The organism is Gilliamella sp. LMG 34360 (assembly GCF_984568995.1).
Genome location: NZ_OZ474900.1, coordinates 718803 through 734168 on the forward strand (window position 1 = coordinate 718803; position 15366 = coordinate 734168).

Genomic DNA, 15366 nt, shown 5'->3' on the forward strand with positions numbered 1-15366 from the left:
GTTTATTGGTCAGTTTGGTGATTACCACAGACAGGGCAATTTGCCTGCTTAGATATAGTAAATTGATTAAATTGCATGTTCATTGTATCAATCATCAATAATCGACCTGATAACGGGCGACCATAATGAGTAAGGATTTTTATTGCTTCTATGGCTTGCATTGAGCCAAACATACCAACTAAAGGCGCCATAACACCGGTTTCAACACAAGTAAGCTGATCATTCCCAAATAGACGACTTAAACAGTGATAACATGGTTCGTTAGGTTGGTAAGTAAATACACTTAGCAAACCTTCCATTCGTATTGCAGCGCCTGAAACTAAAGGTTTCTTTTCTTGAAAACAACAGCGATTAATCTGTTCACGGGTAACTAAGTTATCTGTACAGTCAATAACAATATTATGTTGCTTAATGAGTGAAATAAGATCGCTGTCCTTTAGTTGCTGATTAACCGTTTCAATCACTATATTGGGATTTATATTGGTTAAAGCGTGTTTAGCCACATCAACTTTATTTTGATTAATTGATTTATGGGTATATAAAATCTGACGGTTTAAATTTGAAGCCGATATGGTATCAAAATCATTTAAAGTTAACTTACCAATGCCAGATGCAGCTAAATATAGAGAAACTGAACAACCTAATCCCCCTAATCCAATAATTAATACTGCACTATTTTTTAAAATTTGCTGCTTTTCAATGTCGAAACCCTGCAAAGTTATTTGCCTGTCATAACGAAATAATTCTTGATCGGTAAGCGTTAACATATGAAGTGATTATTGTTGTTGATAATGAAGTGGGTAGTATAACAAAAACTTGGCACAAGGTTGTGCCAAGTTTTAAATTTTATTTGTCAAAACCAGATAGGAATTTTAAATATTCCTCTTTTGTCATAAGCGGTTTGTAATTTGTCATGAGTGTTTGAGCGGTTTGAGCGTCATCATATAGTAGATCAATAATAGTACAAGCCATCATTTGAGCGGGGCGTATATAAGCCATCTCTTCATCAAATACGGTGTAATCTTTACCATGTAAAATCCCTCTAACCGAACCAATCCAAGGATGACTTACTGGCATAATATGTGATAGATCACCCGTATCTGTACTTCCAGTCATATGCGGTGCGATTGAAACGTTTTCTTCACCAATTAAATTTTCAGCGTTTTGCTTTAAAAGATCATTAAGGGTTGAATTATTATGTAACGGTAAATAACCTGGTAAATCTTTAATTTCACAAGTTGCGCCAACAGCCATTGCGCCAGCTTTTAATGCTTGATTAATTCTTTCATTGGCATCAATCATGGCTGGAACATTGCCCGCTCGTACATAGCTTTCCATTCTTACATCGCTTGGTACAACATTCACCAAATCACCGCCTTGGGTAATAATTGGATGGAATCGAATGTAATCTTTTTCTTGAAATGTTTCACGAATAGCATGAACGCCCATCATTCCCATCATTGCTGCATTTAAAGCATTTACTCCTGCGTGAGGAGCTGCTGCAGCATGGGCTGCTTCACCTTTATATTTAATTAATTTACCGATAAAGCCATTACTTGTTGTTGAAATTTCTATAAAACCGTCTTGGCGTTCATTTGGTACACTCGTTAAATGTATCTGTAACGCCATATCAACATCATCAAAATCACCACGTGAAATTAATTCTGGTTTACCGCCAATGTATTTGATTTTACCTTCTTCAATTAATCGATTGCGATAGGTTATTTCAACATATTCTTCTGCTGGGACAGCAAATGGTACCACATCACCGGCTAAAAATTGCATTGCACCTGAGTCAATTAATCCCATAGTAACCGCCATCATATTAGCGATTTGTGCATTATGACCACAACAGTGAGCAGCTCCAGATGTCTCATCCGCAGCAGGGTGGTCGGCACAAATAATTGCATCAAGTTCTCCAATAACTGCGATGCTGTATTTACTTCCTTTACCACCTTTAAGACGACCTTTAACCCCTGTGAGTGCTAATTTATTTTTAAAAGGAACACCCAATTTTTCAAAAGCATCTTCTACTTTTTTAGCCGTTTTGTGTTCTTTATAGCCAAGCTCTGGTTCGGACCAAATCGCTTCAGCAATCGACTTGATGTCTGCTTTTCGGTTTGCAATCGCATCACAAACTTTTTTCTTTAGTTCTTCTTTAGTCATAAATTTAATCCTTATCTAAATTAGATCACGCCTTCCCAATGTAAAGTGACTTGAGCAATTAAGGCTGCAAAAATAAACGTACCCGAAAACACAGCCAAAGATACGGGAATAATGCGCCAAGAGATATTTTTGAATAGTGCAAGATCTTTACCTATGGCGAGTCCTGCATAAGCAAGTACTGGTGTACAGACTGCAAGTAGAGAAACTTGATCTGTAATTGCAACCAATTCTGTATGGTATGGAAATATTGGTGAGGAAACTACGGCTGCAACAACCGATACCCATAAAATCACTGGAAATTTTTTAAGTCCGGGTAACTTACTTAGTAAAAATCCTACAATAGAGATAACAGCTAGCACAGCTAATGCTTCAAACGATGAAATAATATCAATTTTATAACCCACACTGTTTCCAGCAGCCATAATAATGGCGACTAAAATAAGCACAAAAATTGTTTCTAAAATCTTCATTATTGGATCCTTATTTATTGCGTCGAAGACGGGCTAACGTGTTATACATAAAAGAAGCAAAAGGTAAAGAAAAGAGCGTATAAATATATATACCAACCATACTAGACATTAAATTTGCTGTTGATGCATAAGCGTTAATATTTTCTGATAAATCTGGATATAAATCACTTATCGGGGCAAGTGATGCCGCCATCATACTTCCACTTCCTACGCCTGCCCCCATAGCTAAAGCATAAGGATGAAGAATATTCAAATGTGCCATTAGACTAGCAAGAATACTCATCCAAATTGCACCATAGAGAGTGCCACATATATACATAGCCATTACACCACGGCCTTCTGGTGAATCTAAACCATATTTATCTGCTACAATGGCTATATTGGGTTCGCGAGCAACGGAATAGGTAGCCCCAACAGCCTCTCGTTTCATACCTAATAGCATTGCTAATGGTAACCCGAGTAAAATTGTTCCAGCAAAATGACCTAATTCTTGAAAAATTAGAGCTAATTTAGCATCTTCTAAAATCATATCAATTTGGGGACCTACCGCTACACCAAGTTTTGCAACAAGTAACATTAATGTAACCATCATAACGATACTTGCATTTTGCATATTTTTATTGGTAAGTATTTTAAGCTTTGGCAAACTAATGATTCCGCCAAAAACCATCGCATATAACATTGGGTAAACGGCAATAATCCATATCGATTGCTTGCCGATAAGTTCACAACTAACTACTACTAAAAGTGCAATTATATGCAATTTAAAGTCTCGTAAAACTTCCATTCCTGCTCCTTTTTTTAATTGTTATCTTTTTATATTAACTTAACGTTGCCCCTAAGGTATTTTTAAAGTGTTTTAAAGCCCATTGATGGCCAATAGGATCAAAACTTGCAACTGCATTTTGATGAATCACTATTTTATAACCTAAGTTATAGGCATCTACGGCTGTATGTAAAATGCAAATATCCGTACAAACACCAATTAAATGGATTTCGGTAATATGTCTTTCGCGTAAACGTAGATCGAGATCTGTACCACAAAATGCTGAATAGTGGCGTTTGTTGATCCAGTATATATTGGTTGAATTTTGATGCCTTTGATAAAGTTGATGTAAGTCACCGAATAATTGTTGTCCAACAGTTCCAACAATATTATGAGAAGGAAAAAGTGAATTTTCAGGGTGATATTCATCCGTCGGATCGTGGGCATCAATTGCAAAAACGATAAATTGATTATTTTTAATAAATGAGTTAGTTATGTTTAACATTTCTGATTCAATTTGTTGACCGGCTGAGCCTGTAGTTAAAGCGCCATCATCCGCAATAAAATCATTCGTGTAGTCAATTGAAATTAAAGCTTTCATATCAAGTTAATAATATTTAAATAATACTTAAGCTTATTAATAAATATTTGATATTACAAGTTAATAAAACAAACATTTTTCAAGTGCAACTAAATAATTCGAGTTTAGGTTAATTATCTTATTGAATTTCAATGAAATTATAAAAAGACATATAAAGTAAAATTATTATCATAAACTTAGTATAAATAAAATAAATAGCGATTATTTTAAAACATAGTCTTTATACCCTGATAAATTGCTCTATAATAATTATTATTTTTCGACAATTGTACACAGGATATATTTAATGAGAACAATTTATTGCGGACAATTAAACGCAAGTTATGTTAATCAAGAAGTTACACTATGTGGATGGGTTAATAAACGCCGAGACTTAGGCGGAATGATTTTTATTGATATGCGTGATCGTGAAGGAATTGTGCAAGTTTTTTTTGATCCTGATTATCCGCAAGCATATCAATTAGCTGGCGATTTACGTAATGAATTTTGTATTCAAATTAAAGGAAAGGTAAGAGCCAGACCTGAAGGTCAAATTAATAAAGATATGGCAACCGGTGAGGTTGAAATTTTAGCGACCGAACTTACTATTTTCAATCGTAGTGATGTATTACCTCTGGATTTTAATCAAAATAATAGTGAAGAACAGCGGTTAAAATATCGATATATAGATTTACGCCGTCCAGAAATGACCTCAATCTTTAAAACTCGTGCACAAATTACCGCATTTGTTCGTTCATTTATGAATGAAAATGGTTTTTTAGATATTGAAACTCCTATGTTGACCAAGGCTACGCCAGAGGGTGCTCGCGACTATTTGGTACCGAGTAGAATCCATAAAGGTGAATTTTATGCATTGCCACAATCACCACAATTATTTAAGCAATTGCTTATGATGTCTGGGTTTGATCGTTATTATCAAATTGTTAAATGTTTTCGTGATGAAGATTTAAGAGCCGATCGTCAGCCAGAATTTACACAGATAGATGTTGAAACTTCATTTATGACAGCCGAACAAGTGCGTGAAATCATGGAAAAAATGATACGCGAACTTTGGTTGCATGTTAAAAATGTTGATTTAGGCAAATTCCCGATTATGTCTTTTAGCGAGGCAATGCGTCGTTATGGTAGTGATAAGCCTGATCTACGTAATCCACTTGAAATTATTGATGTGGCTGATTTGGTTAAAGATGTCGATTTTAAAGTATTTTCAACTCCAGCAAATGATCCTAAAGGCCGGGTAGCGTTGCTTTGCGTGCCAAATGGTACTCAATTAACACGTAAACAGTTAGACGAATATACGCAGTTTATTTCTGTTTATGGTGCAAAAGGCATGGCTTGGATCAAAGTCAATGAACGCAGCAAAGGTTTAGAGGGTGTACAAAGCCCAATCTCTAAATTCTTTAATGAGTCACAAATGGAAGCATTGCTAAACCGTGCTAATGCAAAAGACGGTGATATTTTGTTATTTGGTGCTGATAGTTATAAAGTTGTTAGCGATGCATTAGGTGCATTACGTTTGAAAGTTGGAAAGGATTTAGGCCTTACCGATGAAAACAAATGGGCGGTACTTTGGGTTGTTGATTTTCCAATGTTTGAAGAAACAGATGAAGGTTTAAGTGCTATGCATCATCCGTTCACATCACCAAAAGATTACACACCTGAAGAGTTAATTAACAATCCTCAAAATGCTGTGGCGAATGCTTATGATATGGTAATCAATGGCTATGAAGTCGGTGGAGGATCGGTACGTATTCATCGCTGTGAAATGCAACAAGCGGTATTTTCAATATTAGGAATTGGTGAACAAGATCAACGTGAAAAATTTGGTTTCTTACTCGATGCATTAAAATATGGTACACCACCTCATGCTGGTTTAGCTTTTGGGTTAGATAGATTAAGTATGTTGCTCACAGGAACAGATAATATTCGCGATGTGATTGCATTTCCTAAAACAACAGCGGCGACGTGTTTGCTTACTGATGCGCCAAGTCCAGCAAATTCTGCTGCATTAGTAGAACTTGGTATTGAAGTAGCTAGAAAATAACGATATTTTGATGCAAGAATATAAAAAACCTGAGTCGGTACTGGTGGTGATTTACTGCCAGACAACCAATCGTTACCTTATGTTACAACGCAAAGATGATCCATTATTTTGGCAATCAGTAACAGGTAGCATGGAGACAGATGAATTGCCACGTCAAACCGCAATTCGTGAAGTTTTGGAAGAAACAGGCATTGATATTATAAAGGAAAATCTTGAACTAATTGATGCTAACTACACGGTTGAATTTGAGATTTTCCCACAGTTTCGACATAGATATTCGCCAGAAGTTAAGATAAATAAAGAACATTGGTTTTATTTGCCTCTTGCTAAAGAAGTAATTCCAGTTCTAACCGAGCACTTAGCTTATCAATGGCTGGCTATGGGAGATGCAGTTAACCTAACTGCGTCGCCTAATAATAGTCAGGCTATTTGTAAAATTAACAACTTTCTTAAATTGAGTTAAGAGGTAAAAAATGAAATTAAGCCAGTATATCATTGTATTTTTTTGTTTATTTTTTTCAATAACGTGTAGTTATGCGGAAATTAAAATTGAAAAATGTAAAACAAATGATAGTGATTATATTATTTTTGATGAATATGATTCTCAAATTGCTGAAAAAATAATTGATTATAAACTACATAACCAACCGGAAAAGCGAGAAAGTAGTATTATCAAAATATTTGCGAATGAAAATAGTGATGATCGTAATTATTGGTTAGCTTCTTTCCAATTTGATGATCAGACTCAACAATATCTATTTTACCAAGTTGAACCCGACACATTTATCGAAATTGATAAAAACCAATTTGAAGCTTTACTACCTAAAATTGTAGAGTGTAATCAAAATCAACAAACACCCATTTACAGTGAAAATTTTGATGAAGACTAATTGCGATTAAAAAGATAACCACTTTAAGGATTAAAAGATACCTTTGGATATGATCTACAAAAGATCAATAAGTAATAGAGAGTGATAATAAATGAACTTTCCTGATTTTCGTGAATTTTTAGATTATCTTGAACAACAAGGCGAATTAAAAAGAATTACTTATCCTGTTAATCCTTATCTTGAAATGACAGAAATTGCCGATCGGGTATTACGTAATGAAGGGCCAGCCTTATTGTTTGAAAATCCGATTGGTTATGATATACCAGTCTTGTGTAATTTATTCGGTACGGCTAAACGCGTAGCTATGGGGATGGGACGCGAAGACATTTCGGCTTTGCGTGAAATTGGGGAATTGTTAGCGTTTTTACGCGAGCCAGAACCACCTAAAGGCATTCGCCAATTTTTTAATGTATTACCTAAATATAAACAAGTCTTAAATATGCCAGTTAAACAACGATCTTCAGCGCCCTGTCAAGAGGTGGTCTTTGAAAATGATGAAGTTGATTTAACGCGTTTACCCATTATGCACTGTTGGCCCGAAGATGTCGCACCTTTATTATCTTGGGGATTGACTATTACCAAAGGTCCTTATAAAGATCGACAAAATGTCGGTATTTATCGCTTACAGCTCTTAGGTAATAATAAATTAATTATGCGTTGGTTATCACATCGTGGCGGTGCGCTGGATTTTGCCGAGTGGCAACAATCACATCCTAATGAAAAATTTCCAGTTAGCGTTGCCATTGGCGCTGATCCTGCGACCATTTTAGCAGCAGTTACACCAGTACCCGATACTTTACCTGAATATGCTTTTGCAGGATTGTTACGGGGTAAACGAACAGAAGTAGTTAAATCATTATCCAACGATTTGGATGTACCAGCAACGGCTGAAATTATTCTTGAAGGTTACATTGACCCTAATGAGTTAGCACAGGAAGGTCCTTATGGTGATCATACTGGTTATTATAATGAAATTGAACAATTTCCCGTCTTTACTGTAACTCATATAACACATCGTAAAGATGCGATTTATCATTCAACTTATACTGGGCGACCACCTGATGAACCTGCAGTCATGGGACTTGCATTAAATGAAGTGTTTATTCCAATTTTGCAAAAACAATTTCCTGAAATTGTAGATTTCTATTTGCCACCGGAAGGATGCTCATATCGTATTGCTATTGTCACTATAAGAAAGCAATATCCAGGGCATGCCAAGCGTGTCATGATGGGGGTATGGTCTTATTTGCGTCAATTTATGTACACTAAATTTGTGATTGTCTGTGATGATGATATTAATGCACGAGATTGGAAAGATGTCATGTGGGCGATTTCAACACGTATGGATCCACATCGTGATACGACTTTTATCGACAATACTCCCATTGATTATTTAGATTTTGCTTCACCTATTTCTGGGTTGGGTTCTAAAATGGGGTTAGATGCAACCAATAAATGGGTAGGTGAAACCAGTCGAGAATGGGGGAAAATAATAAAAAAAGATCCCAAAATTGTTGCTCGTATTGATGAAATTTGGGACAAACTTGGAATATTATGAATTAAATATTGCAAGTGAAAAATAATTATAGTTAAAATTAGGTACTGTAGATAAATGAATCAATAAAATAAAAACTATTTTTTTTAAGATGGTTATGTATAATTATCGACCATGGTATGGTAATAAAAAATTATGAAAAAATTTCAAATCTTATTAGTACTAGTTTTATCCATCTCTTATGGTGCTTTGGCAAATGAAACTAAAGTGCAATCAGATATGGATTTGCAAGTTGCCGAACCAGGGGCATTGATTCCTTCTTTGCGTGTATCTGCTGAAAACGGGAATGCTGAGGCACAATATTCTCTGGGTACAATTTATAAACAAGGATTAGGTGTTGAAATTAGCGATATTAGAGCACTATTCTGGTATAAAAAAGCCGCAGAGCAAGGTTTAGCGAAAGCACAAAATAATTTGGCATATATGTATCAAAAAGGTTTGGGGATCGTTGCTGATCCCTATGAAGCGTTCAAATATTACAAACTTGCTGCAGATCAAGATTATGCATTGGCCAAATATAATTTAGCCTTAATGTATAAAAATGGTGAAGGTGCCGACAAAAATCCATCAAGTGCGGTTAACTACTTTGTTGAGGCGGGTAACCAAGGTGTTTTAGATGCTTATCTAAATCTAGGTATTATGTATTTTTTTGGTGATGGTGTCGAACAAGATCGTATGTTGGCTGCAGATTGGTTCAGTAAAGCTGCGACAGAAAGCAATCCAGAGGCCCAATACTATTTGGGATTGATGTCAGAGCATGGTGATGGGTTGACTAAAGATTATGTCGCGGCTATCTATTTTTATACTCAAGCAGCTACACAAGGTCATGTGCTTGCTATGTATAATTTAGGTATTATGTACGCAACGGGGACGGGTACTAAACCTGATAATGTACAGGCTGCAAATTGGTTTACTAAAGCTGCTGAAGCAGGTAACGCTGATGCTCAATATAATATTGGGGTTATGTATGATGTAGGTGGAGGCGTTTCAAAAGATATTACAAAAGCCATTGAATGGTATATCAAAGCGGCTGAACAGGGTAGTGTTGATGCTCAATATAATCTCGCTATTAAATATTTAGATGGCGAAGGAACAGAAAAAAATATTAATAAAGCGATATATTGGTTTACTAAAGCGAGTGAGCAAGGTGACCAAGATGCTAAAGCTTATTTAGATGAATTATTAGAAAAATAAAAAGAGCAATTGCTCTTTTTATTTTTTCCTGCTTTTAACTATCCTGAGTTACGCATACCTGCAGCAATACCAGAAATAGTGATCATTAATCCTTGTTCAACGTTACTATTTTCATCTTCATTTCGATTACGCGAACGACTTAATAATTCAGCCTGTAATAGATTTAGAGGTTCAATGTAGGTATTACGTAATGCAACAGATTCTGCAATCCATGGTAGATCAGCCATCAAACTGATATCATCGGTTATAGTGAGTACCGTATTGATATCTTGAGTTAATAAGTTTCTTAACTCTTCTCCTAACGGCCACAAGGCTGGATCGACAAGTCTTTGCTCATAATATTCATGGATATTTGGTGCTGCTTTAGCATACACCATTTCGAGCATACCTAAACGTGCATTAAAGAAAGGCCAATTATGATACATATCTTTAAGTAGATTTTTGTTACCTTCTTCGATAATTTGTTTAAGTGCTGTTCCAGCACCAAGCCAAGAGGGAACCATTAAACGATTTTGTGTCCAAGCAAAAATCCATGGAATAGCTCTTAAACTTTCAATACCGCCACCTGTTCGTCTTTTTTGTGGACGAGAACCGAGTGGTAACCTACCCAATTCAGCTTCTGGCGTTACTGCTCTAAAATAATCGACAAATTCAGAACGTTCACGAATGTAACTACGATAACAACGACAAGAGATATCAGACATTTCGTCCATAATATCTCGCCAGTTTTGTTTAGGTTCAGGTGGTGGTAATAAATTTGCTTGCAAAATGGCTGATGCGTATAACATCAAACTACTGAGTGCCACTTCGGGCAAACCGAGTTTAAAACGAATCATTTCACCTTGTTCAGTGACTCGAAGTCCTCCTTTTAATGATCCTGGTGGTTGTGATAGCAATGCAGCATGTGCAGGAGCACCTCCACGACCAATTGAGCCACCACGACCATGAAATAAAACTAAATTAATATTATATTTTTCGAATAATTTGACTAACTCTTCTTGTGAACGATACTGAGCCCATGATGCAGCAAGCGTTCCAGCGTCTTTAGCTGAATCAGAGTAGCCGATCATGACCATCTGCTTACCATGAATCTTTTCGCGATACCATGGAATATCAAGCAGTTTTTGCATAACTGTCTTGGCATTATTTAAATCGTCTAAGGTTTCAAATAATGGTGCTACAGGAATTATTTTTTGGCAGTCAACTATTTTTAATAGTAAGTAAACAGCCAAGATATCTGAAGGCGCTTTGGCCATTGAGATCACATATGAAGCAATGGATTCTTCACCTGCTTTTTTAATAACTCGACAAGTATCCAAAACTTCTTGAACCATTTCATTTGGTTGCCAATGGTAAGGTAACAATGGGCGATTTGATTGAAGTTCAGTTAACAAAAAAGCTTGTTTTTCTTCTTCTGACCACTCGGCATAACTGCCTAAGTTAAGTTCTTTGGTTAATGCATCCAGTGCTTCAGTGTGCACTGAACTATCTTGACGAATGTCTAATCTAACCAGTTGCAGACCGAAACTTTTTATACGCCGTAAAGTATCAAGCAATGGTCCGTGTGCAATCGTTGACATGCCATTTTCGATTAATGATTCATAACACGTATAGAGTGGCATCCACAATTGTTCGTTTTTAATTAAAATATCCGCTGGAGGTAATACTTGTTCGTTATTTAATAATGACACTATAAAACTGTGGGTTTTTACTAAACGTGCGCGCAATTGTTTCATTACCGCGCGATAAGGTTCAGTTGCTGTTTTATTATTTTCATCTAATAGATCAATGACAGATTGACTGCACTCAGTCATGGATAATTCACGAACCAGAATTTGAATGTCTGCTAAAAAAAGCTCAATTGCTTTTAATCTGGCTTGCAACATGACTTTTTCAGTCACTTTTGCTGTTACATTAGGATTGCCATCGCGATCACCACCCATCCACGAAGTAAATTTAATTGGAACGTGCTCAACAGATAATTGTTCATTAAATGCATCGACTAACTGATCATTAAATTCACGCAAGAAAAGCGGTACCCCTTCCCAAAGACTATCTTCAATAACCGAAAAGCCCCATTTAGCTTCATCAAGTGGTGTTGGTCTTTTTTTACGAATCTCATCGGTGTACCATGCTTGACAAACTAACTGTTTTAAACGGCGCATAATTCGCTCTATTTCATAATCAGCTAAATCGTCATGATCAAGTTGCGATAAACAGTTATTAATCGCAGTATAAGTATTTATCATGGTTCGACGATTGATCTCTGTAGGGTGGGCAGTTAACACAAGTTCAATCGAAAGGTCATTAATGGCTTGAGTAATCGTCTGATTTGAGAAGTTAAGATTTTTTAACGTACTAAACAGTTCTGTCATTTTTTTGGGGCTGCTTGATGCTTCACCATGTGGGGATATTCCATAATATTCTGCCGCGGTGTTAACTAAATTCAAGAACTGATTAAATGCACGAGCCACATGTAATAAATCTTCATCGTTAAGATTTTCAATTAGTTTAAGTAATTTATTATGAGCTTGCTTATTACCTTGTTGAGCTGATTTTGATAATTGTCTGATTTGTTCAACTAAATCAAAAGTATCATTGCCTGCTGCCCGTTTAATTGCATCACCTAGTAAAGTACCTAGCATATTGACGTTGCTTCGCATAGAGGAATATTCACTGTTCATTATCTTCTCGTTTTTATCTTTATTAAGTCAAAACAAACTTTAAGCTGCCTAATGAGCATGACAATTTAAAGGTGTTGGGATAAATGTTAGTTAATGTGTTTAACTTATACACTTTATAACAATACTGTATTGAATTTAAATCATAAAATTTTATAATTTTTATTTTTTTTAAGGTTTTAATTATATTTGTTATACTTTATTGATTGATAAAAACAAAATTTTCTATCATTTTTTAACCAAATTTCATTTTTTTATGTTTGTTTTCTGTTAACACAATGTCAGTAAACTGTATCTTGATATGATTTGGGTATATACTAACAAAACTATAAATGCATATTGGATTATTATTTGATGCTTATTGTTTTCTATATTGCGTCGATTATTGCGGTGTTTGCCGGTATAAAAGCAATTAGTTGCTTACGTGTTGATAAGGCTCTTTTGTACTTTATGGTTTCACTTTTTTCTTCGGCCTTAATATTTATTTTGCTTGATGCATATTTTTCTGTTGTTTTATACATTCTATTATTTATTGCTGGCACAGTGACTTTGTTTCTATCTGTTGCCATTGTATTGCGAATTCGTATAGATAATGTTGAAAATAGAAAAAGGGGTATCAGCCCTAAAATTTGGTTAGGGCCTTTAGTTTTAGCATTTATTTTACTCGTTGTTCTTATTTATGGTGTAGTTAGTACTGACTATTCACAGATCAACGAATCGCATGAATTGATGCACGAAATGTCAGTATATGCTTACATTTTGATATCTGAACTCGCTGGCTTTTTATTATTAGGTGCAATTGTGATCTCTTATCATTTTATGCATCGACTCTTGTCGGAGAAGTAATATGATTCCTCTTATGTATAGTCTTATTCTTGCCTCAATTTTATTTGTGATAGGTTTATTAGGGGTAATGATTCGACGTAATCTCTATTTTTTGTTATTAAGCCTTATGATTATGAATAATGGTGCTATTGTTGCATTAGTTTCTGCAGGTAGCTATTGGCAACAATCGGAAGGAGAACTCCTTGCTATTTTAGCGGTGATTACTGTATTAGCTCAAGCTTGTGTAGGACTTGCGTTGCTTACGAAATTAATTTATCGCCGTAAAATCTTTAACATTGATTCACTGAGTGAAATGAAAGGATGAATTTACTTTACTTAACTATTATTATTCCCTTGCTGTCTTTTCTATTGCTAGTTTGCTTGGGTAGGCATCTTCGGCCGATTAATGTCATGATTATCGGTTTTAGTACAATGCTAATAATAAATCTTATTACTATGTTTACCTGTATAGATTTTATAAAAAACACAGTACCGGATATGTTGTTAGTGTATACCAGACCATTATGGACTTGGTTTTCAGTTGGGGATTTTGTCGTACCTTTATCATTAACATTAGACGGTTTATCGTTAACTTTTTTAGTTATAATTGCTTTTTTGGGATTACTAATTTATTTCTTTGCAGCAAGTTATTTAACATCAAAAAAAGATGTTTATACTTTTTATGCCTATAGCAATTTATTAATCGCGAGTATGTTAACCATTATATTGGTTGATAATCTATTGGTTATGTTAATAGGTTGGGAGGGTGTAAGTATAAGTACTTACTTACTTATTGGCATCTATTATAAACAATTGCGCAATGGTTATGCTGCCGTTAAGGCTTTTGTGCTTATGCATTTAACGGATATCTTTTTAATCATTGGTGTATTTTTACTTTATCAAACCTTAGGTACTTTAAATATAGGGAATATTTTAACCCAAGCTCATGATAATTTAGCGATTGATTCCGATATTATCTTTTGGATCACATTAATGCTATTTTTAGGTGCTATTAGTAAGTCTGCTCTTTTTCCAATGCAATCTTGGTTTGTCGAAACAACATTAGCGCCAATGCCTGCGGTAGCTTTAATGCAATCATCTACTGTCATATTATCTGGTGTATACTTGATTTTAAGATTAAGTAACTTGTTTATGATGTCTAATGATACGTTAGACATCATGACTATTTTCGCTTCGCTAACAATCTTATTTGCAAGCTCAATCGCCTTAGTTCAAAGTGATGTTAAACGAATTGTAACTTATATTAATTTAGCTCAAATTAGTTATTTGTTTTATGCTTTTGCAACTCAAAGTTGGTGGTTATCGCTTAATTGCTTAATTAATTATGTTATAACTAGTACTTTATTAATTTTAGCATCGGCAATATTACTCAAAAAATGTCAAGGTGAGCGAAATATTAATAAACTCGGTGGACTTGCAAAATCATTTCCAGTTCTTTATGCCATATTTTTGATTATTATGTTATCGTTAAGTGCGATTCCTTGGATTTCAGCTTCATTTTATATTAAGGGTGATATTATTTGGGGATTAATGATAAAAGATCATTTAATGGCAGGAACGATAGGTTTATTAGGTATTTTGTTATCCAGTTTAAGTATTTGGCGCCTAATTTTTATGGTCTTTTATCATAAACCAAAAATTGCTGAATTTGCGAAAACTAAATGGATTAGTTATTGTCCAATTTTTATCTTACTGATATTTACGACGGCCATTTTTATCTATTTTCCTATACTGTCTCAAAATATTATTCCAATTGCCAAACTGGATACTAATAGTCTGCTATCGTTTCAATTATTGTTAGCAGCAGTAACTATATTAAGCTTTGTTATTGCTTATATTTTTTATGCTCACCCAAATAGTGAAGTACAAGAGGTATTAAATACGCCAATAGTTAAATTTATCGTAAGATTATGTAATTGCGATTGGCGATTTGATTATTTACTGAATATCATTTTTGTTAAACCTTATGTGTATTTAGCTAACATGCTTAAAAAAGATCCATTAGGAATTTGGGACAATTGGATTATGTTGGGCATAAAAAAAATAAACTCATATATTGTCAGCTTAGAAAATGGGCATATTCGATGGTATATGGTATCTATTGTTATAGGTAGCATTATTATATTAATGTTACTGGTTTTTATTTAATAAAG

14 protein-coding genes are annotated in these 15366 nt (G+C 34.8%); 8 read left to right on the plus strand and 6 right to left on the minus strand.

The annotated features are described in order from the left end of the window. Positions 1–2: 2 nt before the first annotated feature. The 5 genes from AC5LW9_RS03280 to AC5LW9_RS03300 all read right to left on the minus strand — a co-directional run bounded on the left by AC5LW9_RS03280 (position 3) and on the right by AC5LW9_RS03300 (position 4003). Positions 3–767, minus strand: a complete 765-nt coding sequence (locus tag AC5LW9_RS03280; RefSeq protein ID WP_039128088.1) for a molybdopterin-synthase adenylyltransferase MoeB — start codon at positions 765–767, stop codon at positions 3–5. Between the two features lie 79 nt (positions 768–846). Next, positions 847–2166, minus strand: a complete 1320-nt coding sequence (locus AC5LW9_RS03285) for an amidohydrolase (protein ID WP_065737839.1) — start codon at positions 2164–2166, stop codon at positions 847–849. A gap of 20 nt (positions 2167–2186) precedes the next feature. Further along, positions 2187–2636: a hypothetical protein gene (locus AC5LW9_RS03290; RefSeq protein ID WP_198228883.1), complete on the minus strand. Its 450-nt coding sequence runs from the start codon at positions 2634–2636 to the stop codon at positions 2187–2189. A 10-nt stretch (positions 2637–2646) separates the two neighbouring features. Beyond that, positions 2647–3423: a DUF3100 domain-containing protein gene (locus AC5LW9_RS03295; protein WP_198228882.1), complete on the minus strand. Its 777-nt coding sequence runs from the start codon at positions 3421–3423 to the stop codon at positions 2647–2649. 34 nt (positions 3424–3457) lie between these two features. Further along, positions 3458–4003: a cysteine hydrolase family protein gene (locus AC5LW9_RS03300; RefSeq protein ID WP_198228881.1), complete on the minus strand. Its 546-nt coding sequence runs from the start codon at positions 4001–4003 to the stop codon at positions 3458–3460. 286 nt (positions 4004–4289) lie between these two features. On the opposite strand from AC5LW9_RS03300, the gene aspS reads away from it, so the two are divergent. From aspS to AC5LW9_RS03325, 5 genes are all read left to right on the plus strand, one after another. Then, positions 4290–6047 (plus strand): aspartate--tRNA ligase, encoded by a 1758-nt coding sequence (gene aspS / locus AC5LW9_RS03305; RefSeq protein ID WP_493456322.1) that lies wholly within the window; start codon positions 4290–4292, stop codon positions 6045–6047. A 10-nt stretch (positions 6048–6057) separates the two neighbouring features. Next, positions 6058–6510 carry a dihydroneopterin triphosphate diphosphatase gene (nudB, locus tag AC5LW9_RS03310; protein WP_198228879.1) on the plus strand — a complete coding sequence of 151 codons (453 nt, stop codon included), beginning with the start codon at positions 6058–6060 and terminating at the stop codon, positions 6508–6510. A 10-nt stretch (positions 6511–6520) separates the two neighbouring features. Next, positions 6521–6937 (plus strand): hypothetical protein, encoded by a 417-nt coding sequence (locus AC5LW9_RS03315; protein WP_198228878.1) that lies wholly within the window; start codon positions 6521–6523, stop codon positions 6935–6937. Between the two features lie 91 nt (positions 6938–7028). After that, positions 7029–8495, plus strand: a complete 1467-nt coding sequence (gene ubiD / locus AC5LW9_RS03320; protein WP_198228877.1) for a 4-hydroxy-3-polyprenylbenzoate decarboxylase — start codon at positions 7029–7031, stop codon at positions 8493–8495. Positions 8496–8627: 132 nt separating this feature from the next. Then, a complete protein-coding gene (locus AC5LW9_RS03325; protein WP_198228876.1) occupies positions 8628–9686 on the plus strand; it encodes an SEL1-like repeat protein in 1059 nt (352 codons plus the stop codon). Positions 9687–9724: 38 nt separating this feature from the next. On the opposite strand, the gene ppc is transcribed toward AC5LW9_RS03325, so the two are convergent. Further along, the gene (gene ppc / locus AC5LW9_RS03330) at positions 9725–12370 is read right to left on the minus strand and encodes a phosphoenolpyruvate carboxylase (protein WP_198235661.1); all 2646 of its coding nucleotides are present in this window, start codon (positions 12368–12370) and stop codon (positions 9725–9727) included. Between the two features lie 351 nt (positions 12371–12721). Here ppc and AC5LW9_RS03335 point away from each other — a divergent pair, with 351 nt between their 5' ends. The 3 genes from AC5LW9_RS03335 (at position 12722) to AC5LW9_RS03345 (ending at position 15361) form a co-directional block, all read left to right on the plus strand. After that, entirely contained in the window at positions 12722–13213 is a 492-nt protein-coding gene (locus AC5LW9_RS03335) for an NADH-quinone oxidoreductase subunit J family protein (RefSeq protein ID WP_065737829.1), read from the plus strand. A 1-nt stretch (position 13214) separates the two neighbouring features. Continuing rightward, on the plus strand, positions 13215–13517 hold the full coding sequence (gene nuoK / locus AC5LW9_RS03340) for an NADH-quinone oxidoreductase subunit NuoK (protein WP_065737828.1): 303 nt from the start codon (positions 13215–13217) through the stop codon (positions 13515–13517). A 107-nt stretch (positions 13518–13624) separates the two neighbouring features. Next, positions 13625–15361, plus strand: a complete 1737-nt coding sequence (locus AC5LW9_RS03345) for an NADH-quinone oxidoreductase subunit 5 family protein (RefSeq protein ID WP_493456323.1) — start codon at positions 13625–13627, stop codon at positions 15359–15361. The last annotated feature ends 5 nt before the right edge of the window (positions 15362–15366 follow it).